We start from the raw sequence: 24,946 nt of genomic DNA, 5'->3' as shown, positions 1-24,946 counted from the left end.
GCCCAAAGGGGTTAAGCGGAAGTTAGAATTGTCGGAAAATTGTAATAATTTGGATAAGTTATCCACCCTGCTTCATGCCTTTAAATAAACAACTGGATATCGGATTCCAGCGCATCGCGCAGATAGGTCTGAGCATCGATGATCTCCAGTTCGGGAATGAACTCCTCCGGTTTGAGGCCCATAATTTCCACGGAGAGCTTGCAGCCGTAGAATTTGATGTTCTTTTTTCGCGCGCCTTTCAAAAAATGAATCAGCTTCGGAGCCTCGTTGTCTTCGATCATCTCCGTCAGCATCCGTTTGCCGAGCCCGCTGAAATTCATCCTGGACAACGGCAGTTCCTCCGGACCTTTGGGGGTCATCCAGGTCATCAGTTTTTCGTACAGCGTTTTGTCCTCGAGGGTCATTTTGTCGGGATCGCGCACGAGAAACAGCCCCCAGAAGGCGAAGAACATCGTCACCTCCACCTCGATATCCCGCGCGGCATTCGCCAGGATCAGTCCGGCCATCGCTTTGTCGTATTCACCGCTGAACATCAGCAGGTTCATTCTTTTTTGTCCCATCTTTTCCAGCCTCCATCGCAAGATGACTCTAGTATGTTGTTGGCAGCGGTCGGTTATGCCGAATTCATGAATTGGCCATACATGGGAATTCCTTTATTGCAATTTGGGATTGACTGAGGTGGGATGATGGTTTTGGCGCACTTCCTGAAAAAGGACGGATTGGTCCAGGGACATGCCGGGTTTGAGCCCGAAAATACGCTCCAGATCGCCGACGGTGACGGGGCGGGCATACTCCATCAGCTCGTATCCGATCTGTCCGTTAGGCTCCAGAGTGGCCGTCTTCACATCAGCGATGTTGGAGACGCCTATCTGTCTTAACCTTACCTCCAACTGGTCTACGGTTATACGCAGCTTGCGCATGTTGTTCGGCACCACCTGTCCGTTTTCGATCACGATGATGGAACGGCCGCTGAGCAAGTGCTCGAACCAGTCCCATTTTAACTGCAAGTATTCAACGACAATCAGCCAGAAGATGAATACTGCCGCCGAAGCCAGCGCTTTCCACAGCGGGTCGAAGACGACCGGCTGAACCATCAACGTCCCGATCGAAATGATGATTACGGTGGTTGCAGCGGTTGATTGCGCAATCGATTTTCTGCCGGCAATCCGCAGCAGCACGATCCCGGCCAAGACGAGAACCGAGGATTCCCATACCCAAGACCAATTCATCAACAGTTCCTCCTTATCCAATCCAAGAATTCATGGTTAAGTTGGATTTTTTTTCTTGAATTTATGCAGAGGGTAATCCGGCCCGTCCCTCCGCCTTTAATTGGATAAATCCATTAGATTAGCAGAAATCGGACGCTATTTTGAACACTCATTGGAAATATCCAATAGATCTTGCTCAAAGCGCCGTTTTATGTCCTGTCGTGCCGGAATCTATTGGAATTATCCAATCTCACCACTCCATCTGAAAATAGACTTCAATTCTATTGGATTTTTCCAATTAACCACTCGGTTTTAAGTCCCGCAAGAGCGAAAATTCGGCGAGCAGGCGCTTTTGCCTTTTTACTGCCGCAAAACGAGGGCTGGTTTGCGTCTTTTAAGATGGAGGGAGAGTACGATTTGAGGAATATATACGTTTGGTTTATACACAGATGAGGTGTACGGAATAGCCGAATTTACGATAAACAAAGACGGGGCCTTCAAAGACTACTCGATCGAAACCGAACATAATCAAATCGAGGTGAGCGGTTAACCAATCGGTTGCTATTTTGCCGGCATTCTATACAATAGAACTTGAACCTTATAGTGCGGGTTCAAAAAGTCGGCTTTTCAGCACCGAGAAGGTTGGATGAAGCCAGGGACGAAAGGAGCGGAGCGTACGTTTTGGGTACGTGAGCAACGGAAGGCCCGGCTGAATTCAAGATTCGACGTCGAATCCGCTTCATGATCTGCATCGTGATAAGAAAAACACATATCGACGTACCTTCTAGGAAGCCAGACCGCATTTAGCGGTAGTTTTTCTTGCGATATAAGGAAGCGGAGGCCTAAGACGTCTATTCATTCTTATATCTTCAAAAGACGACTTTTTGAACTACCTCTTAATAGAAATGTTGTGGTGAAAAGATGGTATCGATCAAAGATGTGGCCAAGCGGGCCAATGTGTCGATTTCGGCGGTATCCAAGACGTTGAACGGTTATTCCGACGTCAGCGAGTCGACAAGGCAAAAGGTGATGAAGGCCGCGCAGGAATTGAACTATTTCCCGAATATGCTGGCCAAAAATTTGAAGCACAAAGTAACGAAAACGATCGCGCTGATCATTTCCAACTTTGAGCAGGCCAATGGCAAAGACGGCGTAATGTTCCAGATTATGAGCGGGGTTTACGCGGCCGCCCAGCATTACCAGTATGAAGTCGTCATCTACACGCGGAGCTTGTCCGAGCAGCAGGACAAATCCTACTGGCAGTTTTGCCAGGAAAACAAAATCGCCGGGGTGGTCATTTCCGGCCTGCGCACCAGCGATCCTTATTTCGAAGAATTGGTGAACAGCGAACTGCCAAGCGTTGTCGTCGATGCGAATATCGTCGGCCCTCATTCGGGTTCCGTGGCCACGGACAACCTCAGTGCCGCCAGGGAGGCGGTAAAATACTTAATCGGCAAAGGCCATCGGGAGATCGGCCTGATTAACGGGCATCCTTTTGCCGCGGTTAGCGTGGATCGTCTCGAGGGGTACCGCCAAGCTTTGGAAGAAGCGGGTTTGCCGTATCGTCCCGAACGCGTGATCGACGCGAATTTTAACGAGGAGGAAGCCTACGAAGCCGCGGACGGCTATTTGCGGGACAATCCCGGAATCACCGCCGTTTTTGCGGTCAGCGATTTGATGGCGATCGGATTTATGACCCGCTGCCGGGAACTGGGCATAGCCATTCCTGATCAGCTCTCGATCATGGGATTTGACGATATCGTACTGTCCAGCTATACGACGCCCAGATTATCGACCGTCAAACAGGACTTTACCAAGATCGGTTATTCCGCCTTTGAACAGGTGGTTAACATGCTGGAAAAGCAAACGGCCGGCTATCATAAAATTCTTCCGTTCGAAATTGTTGACAGAGAGACGATTAAGGTGCAATAATGGAGTCGAAAACGTTTTCGTATAAGTAATGCCTTTTTTATTTTGCTGCAATCGAAATCGTTTTCGAATTTTTTCCATCATTTCGAAAACGATTTCGATTGCGCTTTCAGAAAAAAGAAAGTGATATGGAGTGGATGACTGCAATGCTAAACTACAATCCGGCAAGTACGGAAGAACTGCGAAACTGGACGTTCTCCGAGAACGAATTTGATCCGCTGGCCCTCGGCAAGTGCGAGGCCGTAATGTCGCTTGGGAACGGCTACATGGGGCTGCGTTCGGCGACGGAAGAACCCTACATCGGGGAAAAAAGAAATTTGTTCGTCAACGGCACGTTCAACAAGTTCGATGAGTTCGAAGTAAGCGAATTGCCGAATGCGGCCGACCTGACCAAACTTGACATCCGGATCGACGGCACGCGCTTGTCGCTGCAGCTCGGAACGGTGACCGAGTATGAACGCAGGCTCAATCTGCGGGATGCGGAGCTGGTTCGCAGCTTCGCATGGGAGCACCGGGGCCAAAAAATCGCCTTCACGTTCCGGCGGTTCGTCTCGTTGGCCCATCTGCATCAGATCGGCATGCAGGTGGAAATCCGTTTGCTGCAAGGAGGCGCGCGCCTCTCGATCAACTCGGGCATCGACGGCCAGGCCGGCAACAGCGGCAGCCAGCATTTTCATGAAGGCGAGAAGCGGATTTACGACAAAACGTATTTGGAGCTCATTCAGACGACAACGGAGTCGAAAATCGACTTTGTGCTTGGGGCGGCCCACCGCTTGGAAGTTAACGGCAGCCAGGCCGATATCGCCCCGAAAATGGACATCGACCGCCGCAAGGTAGCCGTCACCTATTCGCTTGACCTGGCGGAAGGGGACGCGCTCGTGTTTGAAAAGCTGGCCGCCGTTTACACCAGCCGCGACCGCGAGTTCGCCGAAGGCGCGACGCTGGACGCGCTCCGCGAGACGGCGCTGCACGAACTGAAGGAGATGCACCGCGCCGGATACGATGAGCTGTTCCGCCGGCACCGGGAAGCCTGGGCCGATGTCTGGAACCGGTACGACCTGTCGATTCAATCGGCCCATGATTTCGATCAGCTGGCCGTCCGCTTCGCGGTCTACCATCTGGTCGCCATGACGCCCGCGCATGACCGCCGCATGGGGATCGGCGCCAAAGGCTTAAGCGGGGAAGGCTACAAAGGCCACTCCTTCTGGGATACGGAAATTTTTATTTTACCGTTCTATATTTATTCGAATCCGGAGGTTGCCCGCTCGCTGCTGGAATACCGTTACCTGGGGCTGGAAGGAGCGCGGGCCAAGGCGCGCGACAACGGTTACGAGGGGGCGATGTATCCTTGGGAAGCGGCCTGGCCGAGCGACGGCGAAGTGACTCCCGTATGGGGAGCGGTGGACGTGGTTACCGGCGAGCAGACCAAAATCTGGTCCGGGTTTATCGAGCAGCACATTACCTCCGACATTGCGTACGCGGTCTGGCATTATTACCAGGCGACCGGAGACCGGGATTTCATGCGCCGCTGCGGGTACGAGATCATCTTCGATACGGCCAAATTCTGGGCCAGCCGGCTGGAATGGAACGAGGACCGGGGCCGCTACGAAATCAACGGAGTTGTCGGGCCCGACGAATACAAAGAACATGTCGACAACAACGCGTTCACCAACTATATGGCCCACTTTAATCTGGAGTTGGCCATGGAATACTATAACGTGCTGCTGGAAGAAGACAAGGAGCTGTTCGCCGAGCTGAACGCGAAGCTTGGCCTGGAGCAGGCCGTGTCCGATTGGGCGGCCAAGGCTCCGCGCATTTATTTGCCTAAGCCGAACGAAGCGGGGATCATCCCGCAGGATGATACGTATTTGCAGAAACAAATTATCGACCTCACCCCATACAAACAGCAAGAGAGGGTCGGCGGTATTTTCGACGATTACAATCTCGACCAGGTGGGAGAAATGCAGGTATCCAAACAGGCGGACATTATGATGCTGTTTTTCCTGCTGGAGAACCGGTTTTCCCCGGAAGTGAAAAAAGCCAACTACGATTACTACGAAGAAAAAACGCTGCACGATTCCTCGTTGTCCTTGTCGACGCATTGCATTCTGGCCAACGATCTCGGGGATCGCAGCCTGGCTTACCGGCTGTTCCGGCGGGCCGCCGAAATCGATCTCGGCCCGTATATGCATTCGTCCGACGCGGGCATTCACTCGGCCTCGCTGGGCGGAATTTGGGAGTCCGTGGTCATGGGCTTTGCCGGTGTGCGGATGCTGGGCGGAGAGCTGCATGTGAACCCCAGACTGCCGGAGGCGTGGGAGACACTATCTTTCCCGCTGTATTGGCGGGGCGAGCGCCTGCGGTTTACGCTGGACCGCCAGCGCCTCCATATCCAAGCGGAGGACGCGAACGCGGAGGTCGCGCTAATCATACATGGACAACGCGTACAGTTTACCGGTGAACTGCACTACGATTACGAGTTGATCAAGCAATCTTAACGGACCGTAGCTCCGGTATTTCGGCAGAATCAACGGTTTTTGATTACAGGCTAATTAAGGGAGGTCATTAAAGATGAACAGAAAATGGTCGGCAGCAGTTATTTTGATTATGGTTGCGGCGCTGGTTTTATCGGGATGCGGAGGCGGAAAAGGCGCTTCCGGCGGCGGGAGCGCGGAAGGCGGGAAAGAAAAAGTAAACTTGACCTTCTCCGTCTGGGGAGACGTGAACGCCGGCGCCAACGAGCAGAAGCTGGCGGATGAATTCAACGCGGCGCATCCGGATATCCAGGTCAAATTCGAACCGATTCCAAGCGACGGCTACGGCACGAAGCTGACCACATCGCTGGCCGCCGGGCAGGCCCCGGACGTGTTCCTGATCGGTGAAGGCGATTATTTCAAATATGTCGATAAGGGTGTCATTGAACCGCTTGACGATTATTTGAAGAATGACAGCTCCTTCTCCCTGGACATCTTCCAGAAGGACCTGATCGACAACATGAAGATCAACGGCAAGCAGTATTATTTGCCGAAGGATTTCAATCCGCTGGCCTTGTGGTACAACAAGCGGATGTTCGATGAAGCGCAGCTCCCGTATCCGACGGACGACTGGACCTGGAATGACCTGATTGCCGCTGCGCAGAAACTGACCAAAAAAGACGGCGGCAAATATACGCAATTCGGCTTCAACGCCACGAAATGGGAGTACCCGATTTACACTTATCTGTGGGATCACGGAACGGACATCGCCAACGAGGACGGCACCCAAGCGGAAGGTTACATGAACGGCGACAAGACCGTGGCCGCCCTGGAAAAATACGTGGCCTTGTCCAAAGGAGAAGGCCGCGTCTCCCCGACACCGCAGGATACGGAAACGATGGGCGGAGACTCTTCGATGTTCATGACCGACAAGCTGGCGATGATGGTGACCGGACGCTGGATCAAAGGGGATCTGGACAAGTCGGATGTACAGTATGGCTCGGCTTTGATCCCCAAAGGGGAAGACGGGACTAGAACGAGCATCATCGCCAGCGCCGGCTGGGCCGTCAACGCCGCCAGCAAGCATAAGCAGGAAGCCTACGAGCTGGTAAAATGGCTGTCCGGCACCGACGCCCAGAAGCTGCGCGCGGAGAACAGCAAGGTGCTGCCCGCCACCGTCGCCGAACTGGATCAGGTGAAGGAGGCGGAAGTAGCCGACAAACCGGTGATCGAAATGATGAACTACGCGAAAAAGCCGGTCACAATGCGTTCCGCCAACGGGCCGGTGTTCGTCGAGGAATTCACCAAGGCGCTGGAGAAAATCTTGCTGGGCAAACAGGATGTCAAGGGGGCGCTCGATGAAGCCGCCAAAAATGTGGACGGTAAAATCAAGTAAGCGACCGGCGGGTGAAGCGGGGGGCGTGCAGCGCTCTTCGCTTCACCCCGTCTCATCAAGGAGGTTTTTCCATGCGTAATTCAAAATCGGAACGCGCCGGGTACTTGTTTATTCTTCCCTGGTTGCTCGGGCTGCTGCTGTTCACCATCGGCCCGATGCTGTTCTCCTTGCTGCTGGCTTTCAGCAAATGGGACATCATCACCGGGGTCAAATCGATCGAGTGGGTCGGGCTGGACAATTTCCGGGCGATTTTACAGGACGATCTGTTTTACCAGTCTTTAAAAGTGACCTTTGTGTTTGCGCTTGTTTCCGTGCCCCTGTACCAGATTCTCTCCCTGCTCGCGGCGATGCTGCTGAACATGCGCAGCCGGGGCATGAAGCTGTTCAGACTGATTTACTTTATGCCTTCGGTCATTCCGGCGGTCGCCGTGTCGATGATGTGGGTGATGATCTTTAACCCGGAATACGGGATTCTGAACCGGGCTTTGGCCTTGTTCGGCATCCAGGGCCCGGCCTGGCTGCAGGACCCTTCCTACGCGCTGGGTGCGCTGATTGTCATGGGCATCTGGGGGATCGGCAACACGATCATCATTTATTTGTCCGGGCTGCAAGGGGTTCCGGAAGAAATGTACGAAGCGGCCGAACTTGACGGGGCGGGCCGTTTGCGCCGTTTTTCCAGCATTACGCTGCCGATGATCTCGCCGACGATCTTTTTTAATTTGATCATGGGGATTATCGGCGGATTCCAGTATTTCACCCAGGCCTTTGTCATGACAAACGGCGGGCCGCTCAACTCGACGCTGTTCTACAATTTGTATCTGTACAACAAAGCGTTCCAGGATTATGAAATGGGTTACGCTTCCGCGCTGTCCTGGATTTTGTTCGTGATCATCCTCGTCTTCACGCTCCTCGTCATCCGCAGCTCTTCCATGTGGGTGTACTACCAGGGCGACGACGAAAAGGATTAAAGGAGGCGCAAGCAAATGGAACAAAGGCTCAAAAAAATAACCATATCCGGGATCGTAAGCCAACTGGTGCTGATTGCCGGAGCGGCGGTGGTCATCGTTCCGCTGCTGTGGACTTTTTTTACTTCTTTAAAAACGCCGGCCGAGGTGTTTAAAGACAACTTCTTCCCGACGACCTGGCTGTGGAGCAATTATGCCGACGCCGTGCGGGCGATCCCGTTTTTCACCTTTTTACTCAACACGCTGATCATTCTGCTTCCGGTGCTGATCGGAACCGTATTTTCGGCGGCTTTATGCGCCTACGGCTTCGCCAGATTCCGCTTCAAAGGGAAAAAAACGCTGTTTCTCATTTTGCTGGCGACGATGATGCTGCCTTCCCAGGTGACGCTGATCCCGATGTTTATCATGTTCAAGGAAGCGGGCTGGGTCGATACGTTTTTGCCGCTGATCGTGCCGTCCTTTTTCGGGGGCGGGGCGTTTAATATCTTTCTGATCCGCCAATTTATGCGGGCTATCCCCCGCGATCTCGACGAATCGGCGTTTGTGGACGGGGCAAACCGGATGCAGATCTTCTTGCGCATCATTTTGCCGTTGTCCATGGCGCCGCTGATCGCCGTAGCCATTTTTACCTTTATGGGCGTTTGGAACGATTTCCAAGGACCTTTGATTTATTTGAATTCCACGGAAAAATACACCCTGGCGCTGGGCCTCTCGATGTTCAAGGGGCTCTACAATGTCGAATGGAACATGCTGATGGCGGCTACGATCCTGATTATGCTGCCGGCGCTGATCGTCTTTTTTATCGCGCAAAAATACTTTATCGAAGGCATCTCCATCTCTTCGGCGATTAAAGGCTGATTTATATCAAGGAGGAAGTTCATGAGCCGATTAACGAGCAGACACCCACTTAATCTTTATTATCACGGTGGCGAATACGTCAAAATTTGCGGCTCGCAGGACGGGTATTTCCCCGATTTCGGCCATCATCTCGCGGGCGAGATGGGGGGCGTGTGGCTGCATCCGATCAAGCTGCTGGACGGTTTTTGGCTGAAGGTCACGGATCTGGAACGGGGCATTTCCGTCTGGGCAAGAGCCGACGCTTTTGTGAGTGAGCCTTGGGGCGGCCGTTTTGAATACGATCACTGGCTGGGCCATATCCCGGTTTCCATCGAGCGTTCCCAATTCGCGCCGGAACGGGAAAAAGGGTTCGTCGCCGATTACCGCGTCTTTGCCAATGCCGGGCAGCCCGTACGTTTACGGTTGGAGCTGCTCGTGCGGACGGACCTTCGCCCGGTCTGGTTTTCGGAGCAGGCCGGCGTCGTGGACGGGGAGCGGGACGTACCGGTGGAGATCGCAGGCCGCCAGGCGCTGGTCAAGGATCAGGAGCATCCGTGGTTCGTGCGGGTGGGGACAGACCTGCCGGGGACCGCAGTCGAAGCCGATCCGGAGTTGTACGGGCCTGAATTTACGGCGGGAGCCGGCTGCGGGGTTGCTTTTGCCGCGGAGGTGGAGCTTCAGGCAGGGGAAACGTTCGATTTCCGGCTGTTTGCGGCCGGTTCGTATACCTCGCGGGAGGAGTGCGACCGTACCTACGAGCTGATTTCGCAGCGGCATGAAGCGCTGCTTGCGGAGAAACAGGCGCTGTACCGGGAGATCGCGGAGCGGGCCAGCCTGGAAATCGAGGGCGAACCGGGATTAAACGAAGCTTTTGCCTGGGCCAAGTGGAACAATCAATGGCTGGTGCAGACGGTCGACGGGCTGGGCCGCGGCTTGACCGCCGGGGGGCCGACGTATCCCTGGTGGTTCGGCTGCGACAGCACCTATGCACTGCAGGGCGTGTTGGCCATCGGCGACCCCGTGCTGGCGAAGGATACGCTGGATTTGCTGCTGCAAAAGTCCGAGGAAACGAACGGCAACGGGCGGGTCGTGCATGAGATCACGACGCTGGGGGCGGTGGCCAATCCGGGCAATACCCAGGAGACCGCGCACTATATCGCGTTTGTGTGGGAGCTGTTTCAATGGACCGGCGATGAAGCGCTGCTGCGCCGCCACTATGACTATTGCCTGAAAGGGATTGATTGGCTGCTGGGAGAAATGGACCCCGATGGTGATTTGTTCCCTTCCGGCTACGGGATTATCGAAATCGCCGGGCTCAACATGGAGCTGATCGACAGCGCCGTTTATACCGCCCAAGCGCTGCGGGCGATGGCCGCCATGAGCGGGTTCTTTGGCGAGCATGAGCGGTCGGCGAAATACGGCGAGCTGGCCGAGCGGGCGGTCGAGGCTGTCAATCGGGTCTTCTGGCGCGAAGCGGAAGGGCTGTACGCCGACGCCGTGGCGCCCCGCGAAATGGTCGCGGCCAAGCGGGGGACCATGGTGGCCCTGGCGGAGAAACACGGGGTTGCCGGGTACGGGGAGTACATGGAGCGGATCCTTCAGGACACCGCCGGCCAGGAAGGAGACATCCCTTGGCTGCTGAACAAAAACTGGGTAATCGTCACGCCGATGGAGGCGGGTATCGCCGATCCGGACAAAGCCGCCAGAGCGCTGGAAACGATGCGGTCGGACGTTTTTGTCGGCGAATATGGCACCTATCTGTCCGGCATCCTCCAGCAGGGGACGATGACGATTTCGACCGGCGTCCATGCTGTGGCCGAAGCAGAAAACGGCCATCCGGACGAGGCGTTGGAACTGCTGCGCCGGCTGCTGCGCACGTTCTCCGCGGCGCTGCCCGGCTCTTTTTCCGAGATGTCCCCGGACTACGGTTGCGTGGTCCAGGCCTGGACCCTTTACGCGCTGGCGGTGCCGGTCATCCGCGGCTTTTTCGGCGTCCGGCCGCAGGCGCACCGGCGCGTGCTGCGCTTGAACCCGCAGCTGCCGGCCGCCTGGCAAGACCGCGAATGTAAGCTAAACGGGCTGAACATCGCCGGCGCCCGGTTTGACATCGTGATCAGGCCCGGAACGGACGGGCAGGGCCGTGTAGTCACCGTGCGCAATGATGAAAGATGGCGCGTGGTGCTGGAGCTGAACGGGGAGCGCCTGGAAAGCGACGAGCCTTGGATCGAGTGGGAAGTTGGCGGGAAGTAGGGGGAAGTAGAAGGAAGTAGAAGGAAGAGGAAGGAAGAGGAAGGAAGAAGAGGGGAGGAGAGGGAAGATACTCGATGATTTGGGGCGTTTTTCACTAAAAAACTCCACCTGGCGCCGATCCTTAAAATTCACCGCCCGGCCCAACGTTCTGATTGGAAAAATCCAATAGAATGGAAATTCAGTCATAAATACAATGCCTAGATTGGATATTTCCAACAGATGAGGTTCAGCAGACGCAAAACGGCGCCATTCGGGGAAAATCTATTGGATTTTTCCAATAAGAGCTCAAAATGCGTTTGGTAGCTGGAAATTCTATTGGATTTATCCAACGTGGGGTACTATTGAAAAAAGTGGATAGGAGTGTTCTGGACAATATGGAATTGAAAGCGGTCATTTTTGACTTGGACGGGGTGATCACCGATACCGCCGAGTATCATTTCATCGCTTGGAAGCAGCTTGCCGAAGAACTGGGCATCGCCATCGACCGGGCGTTTAACGAGCAGCTTAAAGGCATCAGCCGGATGGAATCGCTGGAACGTATTCTTGTTCACGGCGGGAAGGCGGATGCTTATACGCCGGAGGAGAAAGAGGACATGGCGCGGCGGAAAAACGAGCATTACGTTTCACTGCTGGAGCGCCTGAAACCGGAGGATACGTATCCGGGCATACGTGAGCTGCTGCTGGAAATGCAGCGCGAGGGGATTCCGGCGGTCATCGCGTCGGCCAGCAAAAACGCGCCGCAGATTCTCCGCGCTTTGGAGCTCACGGAATTATTCAGTTACGTGGTGCCGCCGGATTCGGTTAAGCGGGGCAAACCCGCCCCGGATCTGTTCCTGCGCGGAGCCGAGGAGATCGGCGTGCCGCCGAAGGCATGCATCGGCGTCGAGGACGCCCAGGCCGGGATCGAAGCGATTAAGGCGGCGGGTATGACCGCAGTGGGCATCGGCGAGGAAGCCTCACTCACCGCGTCGGGGGCGGACGTTGTCCTGCCGGATACCGCACGGCTAAATGTGGCTTTTTTACGGAAAACGTTGGACTTAAAAAGCTAAACTGTTCGAACCAAGTGTAGGGGCGGACCGAAGTATTATCACTTCGGCCGGCCCCTTTTTGGAGTAAAAATAAAACAATCTATGCTACGATTTAGATGCCAATAAAAATAAATTTACAAATCCCTAATTAGCTTCCTCTCTAAAGATATCAACGTCTTCGTTTATCGCAATATATCACCTTCACCAATTTTCTTTAAATAAAGAGGCTCAAAACCGAGATCAGTGCTTGACAAAATAAATTATACTTTGGCTCTGAGGTGGCTATCTATAGCGTTCGTGTCTTGGTATCCCTGCATGCTGCTTTGCACAATTATCCCTTTTATTCAGAGGGGAGAGGGTGAGGCTAATCACGGTCCTTTCATTTTTTTCGGTGTCTTGCCCCATTCCTCCCGTCAGGTCTGCTTTACTTCTCCATAAACCTCCTTCTTACAAACCTGTCTAGCGATCTCGAACATGCTGCTTCTCCCAAACCTATTTTCTTCTCCTGAATTTATCTTCCTCTCTGCTTCCGGATCAAACGGGATAATCGTGCAAAGCGTCCGGACAGTGGATGTTGATCTGCCGATATTTCTTGCCACGATCGGTTACATTCAACAAGAATGCCGGTTTTGTAGCGCCCATAGTGTCTTGTGAAGTAATGACGACGTCGATAAACCTTGATGCGATTATAGAGCCCTTCGACTGTTGCGTTTGTCCAGCGACAGGATGGTAGTTCACGATCTCTTCTTGCCAATTCTGCATCGTTTCAGCGAGAAGTAACAGTTGTTACAACGGTCTTATTTAACTTCTGTATAATATTTGTGTAGCCAGTTAGACAATTCGATATTAGGTCAAATGTAAATTGGAGGTATAAATAATGAAGCCCATTCGTTTTTTAATGAAATCATTTCGATTTTGGATAGTTTTAATTCCATTTTTCGTTATTGTTATAAATATTTCGGGAAATGATGATTACAACATACTATTGGCCATATTTAGTCCGTTGGTCTGGTTATACGAATCCTCTCTTTTTGTACGAAAAGCAGATATTCCAATGACGGTAGTTTATCTCACCACATTAGCTTTCTGGTATCTTGTTGGTTTCATTTTAGATCGACTACTACAAAAACTAAGAAAAAACAAAACCTAAATAGATTTATTCGAAATTAGTTCATATACCATCTCTTTTTGGGAAATATGGTAATACGAGTCTGTACATATCCAGTAAACGACTGAATTTTTCCAATGCAAAGCAAAAAGAGTTATAATTCGACTTTTTTATTCCATTTCCAGAGAAACTTGAAGAAGGGCATTCCCCATGTTCCAGGAACGCCTTTCCGTTGATGAATATTCGCTTCTATTCCAGCCGGTTACATAGCATACGTTCGTATGTATGTCTCAAACATACATTTTCTATTAGCTCTCTGCTGATTTCATAAGACGAAGTAGTTGACTGACTCTCGACGGCGAAACGCCGATCCTTTCCGCCCACTTGGATTGATTTTCAGATGGATAGATAGCCATCACTTCATTGAGCTTTCGGATTAACACTCGTCTTTTGCCGGGGCCGCCGTGCAGCTCCTGAGTCTGGATCGTTCCGATTCTCCAACGCCACCGCAATTTCCAGGTTAGCCGATTGTTGACTCCCTGCTTGCTGTTCAGGGAACAGTTCCTGTAAGCATGCCGCGCAAATGAAGCGTTCCCGGAAGTATATAAGCTGCTCCATCGATTGGCAGAACAGGCACTCTTGTGTCCGGTACGGGCGCATCATGATTCTTTGGGATGCATTGTCAATAAAAAACTCTATGGTATCGCCCTGGCCTATCCCAATAAAACGGCGTAATTCAATAGGGATAACGATTCTCCCAAGCTCATCAAGTGGCCTGACAATCCCGATGCTTCTTATCATTCCTGATTCCCCCGCTCCTGGTAGAAAAACCACCGGAGCCTTGTGTGGAATCCGGTGGTTTTAGCTGATGTGTAAATTATAGCGACTTGCCATCTAAAAATCATGATAGAGATTCGAATTAACCTCCAACATGTAAGCCGAGCGTCCCCATAAGTGGTCCTGCACTTACTCCTACACTTATCACCAATAGGAATAGAAAATTAATGGCGTACAACAGAGTATTTTATTCATACCCTTTTCCACATTTCCATTAAATGATGATCTCTACCTTCGATTTGGCAGATGCAACGTTTCTAAAACATTCATTAGTCTCACACTCTGACGTATAGAGCTTTCGTCGTTTATCATAGTAGATTTTTTGAGGCCATCCATCAATGATTTAAATCCTTGTTCATAATTCTCTCTGAATAAATAATAGTCAGTTAATTCATTTAGCAAACCAATGAGCTGATTATCGGTATTTTGTTGATTATAGATTTCGTTTTCTTCCTGTTCCAGAACGTTAGACAATACGCTTTCAAACTTAGCAAGAATATGATCGACGTTAATCTTGTATCGGTTAGCTACTATCATGATATTCCATAACCCCGTAAGTATTTCATTTTCCTTCTTCTCGAAGTAATTCACATATTCCGGAAGCAACTCTACATCGCCAGCCATTAACTTGGTCAACAGAGTATTCGCTTGAGTCCATTCCTGAAACAAGTTCTTCCAGTGTAGTGTTTCTTTATCCGTCTCCTTGACCCATGCTAAATCAGCAGCTTCACTGAGAATTTGCAGGGCCAATTCATAATCCTCTTGTTCATAATACGCATCGCCTATTAGCATATTACCAAAGACAACATAAAAAAATAGTGGCCGGGGCAGTTTCTTAACAAGGTCATGGTTATTCTTTTTCCGGGAGTGGGACAAAGAGTACTGAATTTTAGCTAGACGCTTTAGCTTTTTGCTAATTTTAAGGACCTTATCCCAGCGACGCAAAGAACGATAGGTATCCGCCAAATTCTTCAATGCATCCAGTTGGTCGATTTCATCAAGCCGCTCCGCGAAAGGCTCAAACTGGATCGCCGCCCGGTAGTTTTGTTCCTGATCGGACCCGAGTCTAGTTAGGAACAACTTGTACTGGCAATAAGCCAACCGCTCTGAATGCTGATTTTTTTCGCTTAGCGCTACACTCTCGTAAAGAATCGCTGCTGCCATCCGTTTTCCTTGCGCAATTAAATCTTCCGCTACCTCAAACAAGGGAGATGAATATACAAGGTTATCCAGCAATAGATTTACGGTTTGTTTAATGCAATCCAGCTTATCCAACTCTGCGCACCGGTACAAGAAAGGTTTGATTCTGCGCCAATTCGGCGCCACTTCATTCAAGCACTCCTGGATGTACTGCTCATAAAAATGCCCATCGGGGAGATTCATCACCGTAGTAATCCGGTCAAGTTGATGCACGGAAAGCACTCTCTGACTGTGTAAAATAGCACTCATCGTGCCCGTATTCAATCCGGCCTGCTTGGATAGTTGACTAATATTTAACCCATTCTGTTTTGAAAATTGCTCCAGCGCTCCGAGAATCGTGGTTGTATCATTCAAACCAACCACCTCTGATAAATTTTGGGAATATATCATAAATATAGCCATCTTTTAAACAATGGTCAATATAATTGACTAGATGTAGATCAAACAGTTCTTCAGGAGGTGAAGCGACAGTACGGTCATCTCCTGATCCTCTAACCGGTTGGCAGCTATTTCTCCGCCTTTTCCGTAAAAAATGAAACTGTTCGCCGAGTTTCAATTCTCCACAACATTCAAGCCCGAATCTCCCCAGCTCTTCGCTAATCATTAATATAAATTTATTTTTTTCCAAAAAACCACTCTATTAACAACAAAACAAATGCAACCAACGAAACTATCAATGAAAAACAGAACGGAAGTAGTAAATGATTATCACTAATACCATTTGAAATCGCAGGCTGATCTCGGTTATGCTGTCCATGAAAAGGAGAGAGCCAAGCGATGAAACCAATCACGATTCTGATTGCTGATGACGAGGCGGAGATCGCCGATCTGATTGAGCTGCATCTGGTCAGAGAGGGCTACCGCTGCATCAAGGTATCCGACGGGCAGCAGGCGGTTGACGCCGTGCGGACGCAGCCGGTCGATTTGGCGATTCTGGACATCATGATGCCGAGGCTCGACGGGTACGAGGCTACGCGGCAAATTCGCGAGCGGCATCATCTGCCGATTATTTTTCTGAGCGCCAAGGCCAGTGACCTCGATAAAATTACCGGGCTGGTTCGCGGCGCGGACGATTACATGACCAAACCGTTTAACCCGATGGAACTGGTGGCCCGGGTGAACGCGCAGCTGCGCCGCTTCATTCAGCTTAACCCGTCGGCGGGAGCGCAGGCGGGCATTCCCGTGCTGGAGGCCGGCGGGCTCGTCATCCATCCCGAGGAGCGGACCGTATTCCTGTACGGCGAACGGGTCGAGCTGACGCCCAAGGAGTTCGATATTTTATATTTGCTGGCCAGCCATCCGAAGAAGGTGTTCAGCTCGGAGCATATTTTCCGGCAGGTGTGGGGCGAGGCTTATTACGAAGGCGGAAATACGGTGATGGTGCACATCCGCACCCTGCGCAAGAAGCTGGGAGAGGACCAATACAAACACAGGCTGATCAAAACCGTCTGGGGGGTAGGTTACACGTTCGATGGTTAAATCCAAATTCCGCAGTTTCCGTTTTCAAATGATCAAGTTGTTCGGGCTGAGTATGCTCTTGTCCGCCGGCACTACTTTTCTGATTTACTTGGTGTTACGGCGGTATTACCATACGTTGTTTCGAGAAAATCCGATGTTCGGAATCCGCGAAACGATCAGAGATATCGGCGATATTAACGTGTTCCTGATTATTTTTTTTCCGATCTCATTTTTCTACTTCTATCTGCTGACCCGTCGTTACGTCGCTTATTTCCGGGAGATTTCCCGGGGAATCAACCAGTTGGCCGGAGGCGACTTCACCAACCGGGTCCATGTTCCGTCGAGAGACGAACTCGGAGATATCGCGCGGGACATCAACCTGGCCAGCGAAAAACTGCAGCAGGCGGTGGAGCGGGGCGATTTCGCCGAAACCAGCAAAGAGCAGCTGGTGCTCAACCTGGCCCATGATTTGCGAACGCCGCTGACCTCCGTGATCGGGTACCTGGACTTCATACTGCAGGGCAAAGATCTGAGCGCCGAACAGATGAAGCATTACACCTCTATCGCCTACACCAAATCGCAGCGGCTGGAGAAGCTGATCGACGAGCTGTTCGAAATCACGCGGATGAACTACGGCAAGCTGAAGCTGAACCACGGGCCGCTCGATCTCGGCGAGCTGCTGGCCCAATTGGCTGAAGAACTGTACCCCCTGTTCGAAAAAAACGGGCTGACCGTCCGCCTTGACCTCGCGCCGCAGCTGACGATCTCCGGGGACGGGGACCTGCTGGCCCGCGTGTTCGAGAACCTATTTACCAATGCCGCCCGTTACGGTAAAGACGGCGGGTTCATCGATATCCACGGACGGCTGGAAGGCGGAAACGCGGTCATTCGCGTCATCAATTACGGGGATTCCATTCCGCCGGATGAGCTGCCGCATCTGTTTGACATGTTTTTCACCGGCGACCGGGCGCGGACGTATCAGGGAGGCAGCACCGGTCTCGGCCTGTTCATCGCCAAAAATATCATCGAACAGCATGAGGGCTCCATTTCAGCGCAAAGCGATGTCATCCGTACGCAGTTTGAAGTGCGCTTGCCAAAATTAGGGATTTAAATACGTGTTCAAAAAGTAGGTTTTATGAAAGCATATGCCCCATCCGGCTGAATTCAAGATTCGACATCGAATTAAGAAAAATTTAAGATTTACCCCACTTTTGATTTTAAAAGTCTGCCCTATGCTTAAAGGCATGATTGCAGGAGGACTGGAAGATGAAGAAGCGGGGTTTTTTGCGTGCGCCGAACGGCCTGAACCGCCGGCTGGGCCTGGCCCGCCCGTTGCGCGGGGACGGGGCGGCGGCGTGGTTGTTTCTGGCGCCGAGCGCGGCCGGGTTTGCGGTGTTTTATCTGATTCCGTTCGGGATGAGTCTGATGTATTCCTTCATGAGTGGCACTTCCGGCGGAAGCTTCGTCGGCCTGGCGAATTACCGCGAGCTCCTGTCCAGCGATTCGTTCCGGAAAGCGGCGGCCAACACGTTTTATTTCAGCGCGCTTGGTGTCCCGCTGATGCTGGTGCTGTCGCTGGGACTGGCGCTGCTGTTGAACCGGCAAATCTATCTGCGAAAGTGGCTGCGCACCTCCTACGTCTTGCCGCTGGTGGTGCCGGTCGCCTCGGTCATCATCATCTGGCAGGTGGTGTTCGAGTGGAACGGGGCTTTGAACTATGCGCTCAGCCATTTCGGGATCCAGCGCGTGGACTGGATGAAAACCGCCGCCGCCCGGTATGTAGTCATCGTCGTGTATTTGTGGAAGAACGTTGGCTACAACGTCATTTTGTTCCTGGCGGGCCTGCAGCAAATTCCGCAGGATTACTACGAAACCGCCCGGGTCGAAGGCGCCGGACCCTTTCGCCGGTTTTTGGGCATCACGCTCGTTTACTTAACGGCAACGACGTTTTTCGTGGTCATCATATCGATCATCAATTCGTTTAAGGTGTTCCGGGAGACGTATTTGCTCGCGGGAGATTACCCGCATGACAGCATCTACATGCTGCAGCACTACATGAACAACATGTTTGTTTCGTTAAACATCCAGAAGCTGACGGCCGCGGCGGTGCTGATGGTCGCCGCCATCCTGGCGATCGTCCTGGTCTTGTTCGGGCTGGAGCGCCGCTACCGGAAGTTTATGGAATAGAGAACTTGTACAAATAGGAGGCGGACGGCGTGCAAGTGATCAAAGCGGTGCAAAAAGCTCTGCTGACGGCGTTCCTGGGGGTGATCGGCTTGCTGCTGCTGTTCCCGGTCGTCATTACGTTCACCAATTCGCTGATGACGGAACAGGAGCTGGAGATCAATTACGGGGTGATCGGAAAGCTCACGGAGGTGACTTCGACCGGTGCCGGAACCTTCGTCAATCTGAAATGGGTGCCGGACCAGGTCACCTTGGAGCAGTACGGCCGGCTGTTGGTGTATACCCCGAAATATTTGGTGATGTTTTGGAATTCCGCGGGACTGGTGCTGCCGATCATCGCCGGACAAACGGCGGTGGCGGCGATGGCCGCCTATGCGCTTTCCAAACTGCGGTTTCGCGGACGTGACGCGCTCTTCCTGGTCTATTTACTGTCGATGCTGATGCCCTTTCAGGTGACGCTGGTCCCCAACTATATCATGGCCGATAAGCTGGGGCTGCTGCACAGCCCGGGAGCGGTGATCCTGCCGGGCGTGTTCGCCGCGTTCGGGGTATTCATGCTGCGCCAGTTCATGCTGCATATCCCTTACGCTTATATCGAAGCCGCCAAAATGGACGGCGCCGGCCATCCGCGGATATTCCTGGCGCTCATCCTGCCGATGGTCAAACCGGGACTGGCGGCGCTAGTGGTCTTGCTGTTCGTCGATTATTGGAATATGGTCGAGCAGCCGCTGATCTTTCTGGACCCGCTCAAGCAGCCTTTATCGGTCTTTCTATCGAGATTAAGCGGAGAATGGGGGACGGCTTTTGCCGCATCCATGCTGTACATGTCTCCGATGGTGCTGTTGTTCCTCTATGCGGAGACATATTTCATCGAAGGCGTGCAGTTGTCCGGGATCAAGGGATAAGGGGGGATGCAAAACGATGGAGTTAGCGAAAGAGCAGGCTGATCGTAAACGGAAAAAACTGATTTTCACCGTCTTTATGCTGCTGATGGGGGAACTGCTGTTTTTCACGTTTTTCAGCAACACGCTCCAATCGGTGACCTTACCGAAGGTCCGGACGGTGCAGGCGGCGGCCGGGGGGCTTACATACAAGCTGGAGGGCAGCGGGATCTTACGGCCGGCAAAGCAGGCGGAGCTGGCGAATCCGGCGGGCTGGAAGGTCCGGGAAGTGCTCGTGAAGGAAGGCGAAGCGGTTAAAAAAGGGCAGAAGCTTGTGCTTTACGACAGCGGCGCCGCCGAGCGTGAGCTTGAGGATGAGCTCGCAGAGCTAAAGAAGCAACGAATCGCGCTGCAAAACGTTCAGGATCAATTTATTCAGGCGACGGTTAGCGGAGACGATTCCGCCCTTCGTACGACTAAACGCGAGTTGGAAACGCGAAAGCTCGATATCTCGGTGCAGGAGCGGAAAATCGCGGGGCTGCAGGAGCAGTTAAACCGCGAGCGGGAACTTTTGGCCCCGTTTAACGGGGTGATTGAGGAAGTGAATGCGGTGGAGGGCTTGGCCTCGGCGGGACTGCCGGATGCGGTGGTATCGAGCGGCAGCGCGGGATACCTGCTGGAGATTGCCGTCGACGGGCCGCTGATCGGCCGTCTCGGGACCAGGGTCGGGCAGAACATCGAGGTTGAGGTTGCCCAGGCCGCCGATCAACTGGCGTACAGGCTGGAGGGCACGATCGAAGAAATAGCCGATGCGGGATCGCGGATCTACGGTTCGTCGGAGAACGGTACCGGAACGCAGGAGGCTGTGCCGCAAAAGCTGCTGCGCATCCATGTGGCCGATCCCGGCCTGAAAGGGGGCGAGCAGGCTTCGGTCAAGCTGGAGCAGGTTTCCTCCGACAAAGGCTGGGTGCTTCCGAACGAAGCGGTTCATCGCGACGGCGAAAAGCGGTTTATTTTCAAGGTGGAGGAACAGCTGGGCGCTTTGGGCAATGTGTTTGTGGCCCGCAAGGTGCCGATCGAAACGAGCGCCGTGAACGAAGGGGAAACGATGATTCCGGCGGATCTCCTGTATGAAGGAGACCTGATTATCCTGGAAAGCAGCGAGCCGTTGCAGGACGGCAACCAGATTCGTTTGCAATAAATTGTTGAAAACCTGACTTTTTGAACACGGACTTTAAATAAAGATGTGAGGAGAACAAGGAGGTATATCCCATGAAAAAACGGTTGGCAATGACACTAATTGGAGCTTTAATACTTTCGGTGGCGATGACCGCATGCGGAGCCGGCGGCGGAGGGCCGGAGACGGGCGGGAAGAAAGAGCAGCCTGCCCAGGAAGGGGGCAAAACCCGGCTGACCTTATCGGTTCAGGAAATGACTCCTTTTTATCAAGCGTTGGAGCGTAAGTTTGAAGCGAAATACCCGGACATCGATTTGAACGTCCAGGCTTACAAGCAAGCCGGAGAAGAGAGTGAGCCCGGCGATTTGGAGGAGTACCGGAAGTCGATCAATACGGAGTTGCTCTCGGGGCAAGGAGCAGACGTGTTCGAGCTCGATAACTTGCCGGTGGGCGATTATGTCGGAAAGGGCCTGCTTTTGAACATGGATTCGCTGTTGAGCCAGGATAAGACTGTGAACACGGACGATGTGCAAATGAATGTGCTGAAAGCGATGAAGGAAAGCGGCGGCCTGTACGCTGTTCCGGCCGGCTTTAGCCTGAGGGCGTTTATCGGCGACGGCGAGGTGTTGAAAGACGCCGGCATCGAGGAAGGAACCTGGACCTGGCAGGATTTTGCCGATGTTGCGAAGACGTTGACGCAGGGCAAGGAAGGCATTTATGCGATGGCGGATTACCCGCCGGAGATGCTGACGCAGGAAATGGTGGTCGACAGCTACGGGACATACGTGGATTCGGCGGCGAAAAAAGCGAAGTTCGATTCGCCAGAATTCGTGGCGCTGCTGCAGCAAGTGAAAAAGATGTACGATGACGGCTTCATGACCGGGAACCCGGCAGAACTTGGCAAGCAGCTGTTTTATTCCGCCGTCTTGTTCGAACCGGCCGATGTAATCAACGTTACGCATGCGTACTTCGACCACCCGCAACTGTTGCAAAAGCCCCACAGCGCGGAGCAATCCGGCGCGATGCGGATCATTCCCCTTACCCAGCTTGGCATCCGTGCGAAGACGCCCGTCCCGGAAGAAGCCTGGAAGCTGGTGAGCTTCCTCCTGTCCGAAGAGGCGCAATCTATACGAGAGCGCAGCGGATTTTCGCTGCTCAAATCGGTGAACGGGCAAAAGCTGGAGGAGATCAAGCAGCAAATCGGGGAAGGCACCTACAAACTGCCTGACGGAAAAGCCGTGAAGGCGGAGGATGAGGAATTCACCCGGTTCCAGCAGCTATTGGATACGGTGGACCAATATTCGCAGCTCGACGGGAAGGTGATCGCCATCGTGGGTGAGGAATCGTTGGCGTTCTTTAGCGGGCAAAAATCCGCGGAGGAAGCGGCAAAATTGATTCAAAACCGCGTGACGACCTTTTTGAACGAATAAAGCAGCGGGGATATGGCGGTTCATGAACCGGACCATATCCCCGTTTTCCGCCTCCACGAAGAAGATCACGTTCAGGTATTACTTCGGTGCTTCCTCCGGCGTGATCTCCGCCTCCCCCGGGATATCGATAAAGACAGGCTCGGACAGCATCACGGGATTCCGGGCAAAATCCCAACCGCCGATTGCGACGATGCGGAATCTGCCTGGGCTCTGGAGCTTCAGGTAAGCAGCCGTGCTTGGGTTCAGCTCGATTCTGAATTCATGGCGGCTGAGCATCGTCACGGTGTAATCTCCGAAGGGATTCAAGTGCTTCGTGTCCTCGTCCGTGAAGTCGCCGCTGGCCGAAAAATCAAGCGTGATGCCGCCAAAGTCCGGCGAAACCGACAAATCCTCACTGAAGGTTAAGCTAATCGTTCCGTCTTCGTTATACGTGCTGCCGGTTACGGTTGGCGGCGTCTCGTCAAACGTAATCCGGAGTTCCTGACTGCCGAGCACGACGCCGTTTTCCCAAAGATTAAAGAACAGGGACGCTTCCGTGTTTTCCGTCGCTTCCTTGGCAGGAATCATGATGATCCCGTCGTTGGACGGAATAATAGAAACGAGATCGGAGTATGTGCTCAGCGTAACCGTAGCGATCACGGCATTGGTGGACGAATCGGTCACGTTGAAGGCGCCTTTTTCCGGAGCGTATTTGATGCTTCCGGCCGTTTCACCGCGCTTGACTTGCAAGAAGTCCCTGATATTCCGCTTGTTGTAGGAGTATTCCGCTCTTTCGGATTCGGATGTATCCCCGGATGAAATCGTAACGGCAGCCTGATCCGGTAAAAGAACGCTGTTCAGATAAAGCGCGGCTCCCTCCGCCAGCTTGATTTCAAGCGGCAGCTCTTGGGCGGCGGTCAATGACACGGGTCCCGAAGGCGCCGACACATTGCCGGCGGCGTCGACCGCGTAAACCTTATAATCCCCTTCCGTGAGGCCGGAGGTAGGGATTTCGGCCATGCCGCCGGCTGCGGAAACGGCCGCCCCGCTGGCGGATGCTGCGGAGACCAGGGCATCCAAATCTGCCTTGGTCAACGGATTTTTGGCGGCCGGGACAAGGTAAACATAGCCGGCTTCGCTGGATTTGACGGCAACGGCTTGTCCGATCTTCACCGGTGAAGCGGATACAACCGTGACCGTGGGGGCGGTTGTATCCGGCCGGTTTGTACCACTGCCGCCACCGCTGCTATTGCTGTTTTCGCGGCCGGCAATCAAAGTTCCGCCGCCGCTGTCCGTCCCGCTTGCCGCAGGAGTTGTTTCAGGCTGCTTGGATGCGTCCGTATCACCTTCGGAAGGCTTCGTGTCCGGAGAAGAATCCTCGCCTTTAAGAGTGTCCAGCGTTTCGATGAATTTGCTGGTGAGCGAAGCCACCTCTTGTCTTTGCGCGCTGCCGTCAGGTTTAAACGTGCCGTTGGGATAGCCGGAGATGAGGCCCAATTCAACGGCTGCTGCGACCGCATCTTTGGCGTAACCGGAAATGGAAGCTGCGTCGCTGAATTTCAGGTCCGCCGCTTTACCGGCCGCATCAACCCCAAGCGCCCGCACCAGAATAACCGCCAAATCCTGCCGCGATAAATTGTTGCCATTGCCGAAAACGCCGTTACCGTAGCCGTTTATCAAACCGGCTTTGACCGCGGCTTCGACGGCACTATAGGCATAATTGGCCGCGGGCACGTCCTGGAAGGTGGCCGACGCCGGGGGCGCCGACACATCCAGTCCCAGCGCTTTGGCGAGGATGATAGCAAAATCCTGGCGCTCAATGGTTCCTGTCGGATCGAATTTCCCGTTGCCCTTGCCGTTCAAAATCCCGGACTCCGCAAGCTTCACGATCGCATCTTTGGCATAGGAGCCGTCGATGTCCGTGAAAGTGGTTGCCGCATGGGCCGGCAGTGCGCAGGCGCTAAGCAGGGCTGCCGTGGTGATTACCTTGATATAAAGCTTTTTGCTCAAGAAAGCTCTTCCCCTCAACTTGTAATCTTTCATTTCCCCTCTGGCTGTCTGAAAGTCTAGTTAAAGTAAATATATAATAGTTCAAAAAATATGTAATCAAAATTTTGAATATATAAAAAGACCCTGCCTCCATGTTTGCTGAGGATAGGGTCTTTCTCTGCTCCTTTTATCCTAATAAATCGTAAAGCTACTATCTAGGAAGACCGATTGTTTATGGGGTTGTAACGGAGAAGGAGGAAATTCTATTTATCCATCAACCACTTTGAAAGGAAGGACTTTTTACAGATACGGATAAACTATTTTTTGATGAATTGCACTTGATTTCATTTGTTTGCAGGAATAACCTGTTTTTTTATTTGGTAACTGCTATTTATTCAATATAATTGTGAAATTGCTTTATTAATTTACAATATCCAACCAACCATCTAAAGTCAAAATTTCTGCGTTTTGAGTTATCACATTAATTCTTACTGGAAACTTACCATTGTCAGTTTCTATATACATATATTTATAAAAAGAAGGATAAATAAAGATACTAAAAAGTACAATTAAGGCAAAAATAGCTGCTAGTAAATAGATAATTCTTTTTTTCATA

19 protein-coding genes and 2 pseudogenes are annotated in these 24,946 nt (G+C 52.5%); 13 read left to right on the top strand and 8 right to left on the bottom strand.

Annotated features, from left to right (window positions below):
• Positions 1-80 precede the first annotated feature (80 nt).
• Positions 81-560, bottom strand: coding sequence for a DsrE/DsrF/DrsH-like family protein (locus tag NYE69_RS01070; protein ID WP_036618869.1), 480 nt, complete (start codon positions 558-560; stop codon positions 81-83).
• 93 nt (positions 561-653) lie between these two features.
• Positions 654-1,229 (bottom strand): DUF421 domain-containing protein, encoded by a 576-nt coding sequence (locus tag NYE69_RS01065; RefSeq protein ID WP_328271097.1) that lies wholly within the window; start codon positions 1,227-1,229, stop codon positions 654-656.
• 900 nt (positions 1,230-2,129) lie between these two features.
• Between NYE69_RS01065 and NYE69_RS01060 the strand changes: the two genes are divergently transcribed.
• The 7 genes from NYE69_RS01060 to pgmB all read left to right on the top strand — a co-directional run bounded on the left by NYE69_RS01060 (position 2,130) and on the right by pgmB (position 12,108).
• Positions 2,130-3,140 carry a LacI family DNA-binding transcriptional regulator gene (locus NYE69_RS01060; protein ID WP_036618872.1) on the top strand — a complete coding sequence of 337 codons (1,011 nt, stop codon included), beginning with the start codon at positions 2,130-2,132 and terminating at the stop codon, positions 3,138-3,140.
• Between the two features lie 143 nt (positions 3,141-3,283).
• Positions 3,284-5,635 carry a glycoside hydrolase family 65 protein gene (locus NYE69_RS01055; protein WP_340930234.1) on the top strand — a complete coding sequence of 784 codons (2,352 nt, stop codon included), beginning with the start codon at positions 3,284-3,286 and terminating at the stop codon, positions 5,633-5,635.
• Positions 5,636-5,708: 73 nt separating this feature from the next.
• Positions 5,709-7,007 carry an ABC transporter substrate-binding protein gene (locus NYE69_RS01050; RefSeq protein ID WP_340922929.1) on the top strand — a complete coding sequence of 433 codons (1,299 nt, stop codon included), beginning with the start codon at positions 5,709-5,711 and terminating at the stop codon, positions 7,005-7,007.
• A 71-nt stretch (positions 7,008-7,078) separates the two neighbouring features.
• Positions 7,079-7,975 carry a carbohydrate ABC transporter permease gene (locus NYE69_RS01045; protein WP_340922926.1) on the top strand — a complete coding sequence of 299 codons (897 nt, stop codon included), beginning with the start codon at positions 7,079-7,081 and terminating at the stop codon, positions 7,973-7,975.
• A gap of 15 nt (positions 7,976-7,990) precedes the next feature.
• A complete protein-coding gene (locus NYE69_RS01040; RefSeq protein ID WP_328271095.1) occupies positions 7,991-8,830 on the top strand; it encodes a carbohydrate ABC transporter permease in 840 nt (279 codons plus the stop codon).
• A gap of 21 nt (positions 8,831-8,851) precedes the next feature.
• Entirely contained in the window at positions 8,852-11,059 is a 2,208-nt protein-coding gene (locus tag NYE69_RS01035; protein WP_340922923.1) for an alpha-L-rhamnosidase-related protein, read from the top strand.
• 374 nt (positions 11,060-11,433) lie between these two features.
• Positions 11,434-12,108: a beta-phosphoglucomutase gene (pgmB, locus tag NYE69_RS01030; RefSeq protein WP_340922920.1), complete on the top strand. Its 675-nt coding sequence runs from the start codon at positions 11,434-11,436 to the stop codon at positions 12,106-12,108.
• 580 nt (positions 12,109-12,688) lie between these two features.
• On the opposite strand, the pseudogene NYE69_RS33570 reads toward pgmB, so the two are convergent.
• The 4 genes and pseudogenes from NYE69_RS33570 to NYE69_RS01015 form a co-directional block, all read right to left on the bottom strand.
• A pseudogene (locus tag NYE69_RS33570) lies at positions 12,689-12,855 on the bottom strand (transposase); the annotation flags it as partial.
• Positions 12,856-13,615: 760 nt separating this feature from the next.
• A complete protein-coding gene (locus tag NYE69_RS01025) occupies positions 13,616-13,996 on the bottom strand; it encodes an AbrB/MazE/SpoVT family DNA-binding domain-containing protein (protein WP_328269676.1) in 381 nt (126 codons plus the stop codon).
• A 264-nt stretch (positions 13,997-14,260) separates the two neighbouring features.
• The gene (locus NYE69_RS01020) at positions 14,261-15,586 is read right to left on the bottom strand and encodes a transcriptional regulator (RefSeq protein WP_340922915.1); all 1,326 of its coding nucleotides are present in this window, start codon (positions 15,584-15,586) and stop codon (positions 14,261-14,263) included.
• A gap of 78 nt (positions 15,587-15,664) precedes the next feature.
• Positions 15,665-15,814: pseudogene (locus NYE69_RS01015) on the bottom strand (Tn3 family transposase); the annotation flags it as partial.
• 195 nt (positions 15,815-16,009) lie between these two features.
• On the opposite strand from NYE69_RS01015, the gene NYE69_RS01010 reads away from it, so the two are divergent.
• From NYE69_RS01010 to NYE69_RS00985, 6 genes are all read left to right on the top strand, one after another.
• Positions 16,010-16,711, top strand: coding sequence for a response regulator transcription factor (locus NYE69_RS01010; RefSeq protein ID WP_328269675.1), 702 nt, complete (start codon positions 16,010-16,012; stop codon positions 16,709-16,711).
• Positions 16,704-17,801: a HAMP domain-containing sensor histidine kinase gene (locus tag NYE69_RS01005; RefSeq protein WP_328269674.1), complete on the top strand. Its 1,098-nt coding sequence runs from the start codon at positions 16,704-16,706 to the stop codon at positions 17,799-17,801. Before NYE69_RS01010 ends, NYE69_RS01005 begins: the two co-directional genes overlap by 8 nt.
• Positions 17,802-17,956: 155 nt before the next feature.
• The gene (locus tag NYE69_RS01000; RefSeq protein WP_340922906.1) at positions 17,957-18,877 is read left to right on the top strand and encodes a carbohydrate ABC transporter permease; all 921 of its coding nucleotides are present in this window, start codon (positions 17,957-17,959) and stop codon (positions 18,875-18,877) included.
• Positions 18,878-18,906: 29 nt separating this feature from the next.
• Positions 18,907-19,779 carry a carbohydrate ABC transporter permease gene (locus NYE69_RS00995; RefSeq protein ID WP_036618898.1) on the top strand — a complete coding sequence of 291 codons (873 nt, stop codon included), beginning with the start codon at positions 18,907-18,909 and terminating at the stop codon, positions 19,777-19,779.
• A gap of 16 nt (positions 19,780-19,795) precedes the next feature.
• The gene (locus NYE69_RS00990) at positions 19,796-20,956 is read left to right on the top strand and encodes an efflux RND transporter periplasmic adaptor subunit (RefSeq protein ID WP_340922903.1); all 1,161 of its coding nucleotides are present in this window, start codon (positions 19,796-19,798) and stop codon (positions 20,954-20,956) included.
• A gap of 71 nt (positions 20,957-21,027) precedes the next feature.
• Positions 21,028-22,362 (top strand): extracellular solute-binding protein, encoded by a 1,335-nt coding sequence (locus NYE69_RS00985; RefSeq protein ID WP_328272214.1) that lies wholly within the window; start codon positions 21,028-21,030, stop codon positions 22,360-22,362.
• 78 nt (positions 22,363-22,440) lie between these two features.
• Here NYE69_RS00985 and NYE69_RS00980 read toward each other — a convergent pair whose 3' ends face one another.
• Together NYE69_RS00980 and NYE69_RS00975 are read right to left on the bottom strand one after the other, a co-directional pair.
• Positions 22,441-24,351: an S-layer homology domain-containing protein gene (locus NYE69_RS00980; protein WP_328272213.1), complete on the bottom strand. Its 1,911-nt coding sequence runs from the start codon at positions 24,349-24,351 to the stop codon at positions 22,441-22,443.
• Between the two features lie 399 nt (positions 24,352-24,750).
• The gene (locus tag NYE69_RS00975) at positions 24,751-24,945 is read right to left on the bottom strand and encodes a hypothetical protein (protein WP_036618907.1); all 195 of its coding nucleotides are present in this window, start codon (positions 24,943-24,945) and stop codon (positions 24,751-24,753) included.
• Position 24,946 lies beyond the last annotated feature (1 nt).

Source organism: Paenibacillus sp. FSL R5-0527 (genome assembly GCF_038008055.1).
Classification (GTDB): domain Bacteria; phylum Bacillota; class Bacilli; order Paenibacillales; family Paenibacillaceae; genus Fontibacillus; species Fontibacillus macerans.
The sequence above is the reverse complement of the archived record's forward strand: the minus strand, read 5'-3'. Positions and strand labels throughout refer to the sequence as shown.

Coding starts and splice junctions, on each gene's coding strand:
- NYE69_RS01070 (WP_036618869.1), bottom strand. CDS start 560: ATGGGACAAAAAAGAATGAACCTGCTGATGTTCAGCGGTGAATACGAC.
- NYE69_RS01065 (WP_328271097.1), bottom strand. CDS start 1,229: ATGAATTGGTCTTGGGTATGGGAATCCTCGGTTCTCGTCTTGGCCGGG.
- NYE69_RS01060 (WP_036618872.1), top strand. CDS start 2,130: ATGGTATCGATCAAAGATGTGGCCAAGCGGGCCAATGTGTCGATTTCG.
- NYE69_RS01055 (WP_340930234.1), top strand. CDS start 3,284: ATGCTAAACTACAATCCGGCAAGTACGGAAGAACTGCGAAACTGGACG.
- NYE69_RS01050 (WP_340922929.1), top strand. CDS start 5,709: ATGAACAGAAAATGGTCGGCAGCAGTTATTTTGATTATGGTTGCGGCG.
- NYE69_RS01045 (WP_340922926.1), top strand. CDS start 7,079: ATGCGTAATTCAAAATCGGAACGCGCCGGGTACTTGTTTATTCTTCCC.
- NYE69_RS01040 (WP_328271095.1), top strand. CDS start 7,991: ATGGAACAAAGGCTCAAAAAAATAACCATATCCGGGATCGTAAGCCAA.
- NYE69_RS01035 (WP_340922923.1), top strand. CDS start 8,852: ATGAGCCGATTAACGAGCAGACACCCACTTAATCTTTATTATCACGGT.
- pgmB (WP_340922920.1), top strand. CDS start 11,434: ATGGAATTGAAAGCGGTCATTTTTGACTTGGACGGGGTGATCACCGAT.
- NYE69_RS01025 (WP_328269676.1), bottom strand. CDS start 13,996: ATGATAAGAAGCATCGGGATTGTCAGGCCACTTGATGAGCTTGGGAGA.
- NYE69_RS01010 (WP_328269675.1), top strand. CDS start 16,010: ATGAAACCAATCACGATTCTGATTGCTGATGACGAGGCGGAGATCGCC.
- NYE69_RS01005 (WP_328269674.1), top strand. CDS start 16,704: ATGGTTAAATCCAAATTCCGCAGTTTCCGTTTTCAAATGATCAAGTTG.
- NYE69_RS01000 (WP_340922906.1), top strand. CDS start 17,957: ATGAAGAAGCGGGGTTTTTTGCGTGCGCCGAACGGCCTGAACCGCCGG.
- NYE69_RS00990 (WP_340922903.1), top strand. CDS start 19,796: ATGGAGTTAGCGAAAGAGCAGGCTGATCGTAAACGGAAAAAACTGATT.
- NYE69_RS00985 (WP_328272214.1), top strand. CDS start 21,028: ATGAAAAAACGGTTGGCAATGACACTAATTGGAGCTTTAATACTTTCG.
- NYE69_RS00975 (WP_036618907.1), bottom strand. CDS start 24,945: ATGAAAAAAAGAATTATCTATTTACTAGCAGCTATTTTTGCCTTAATT.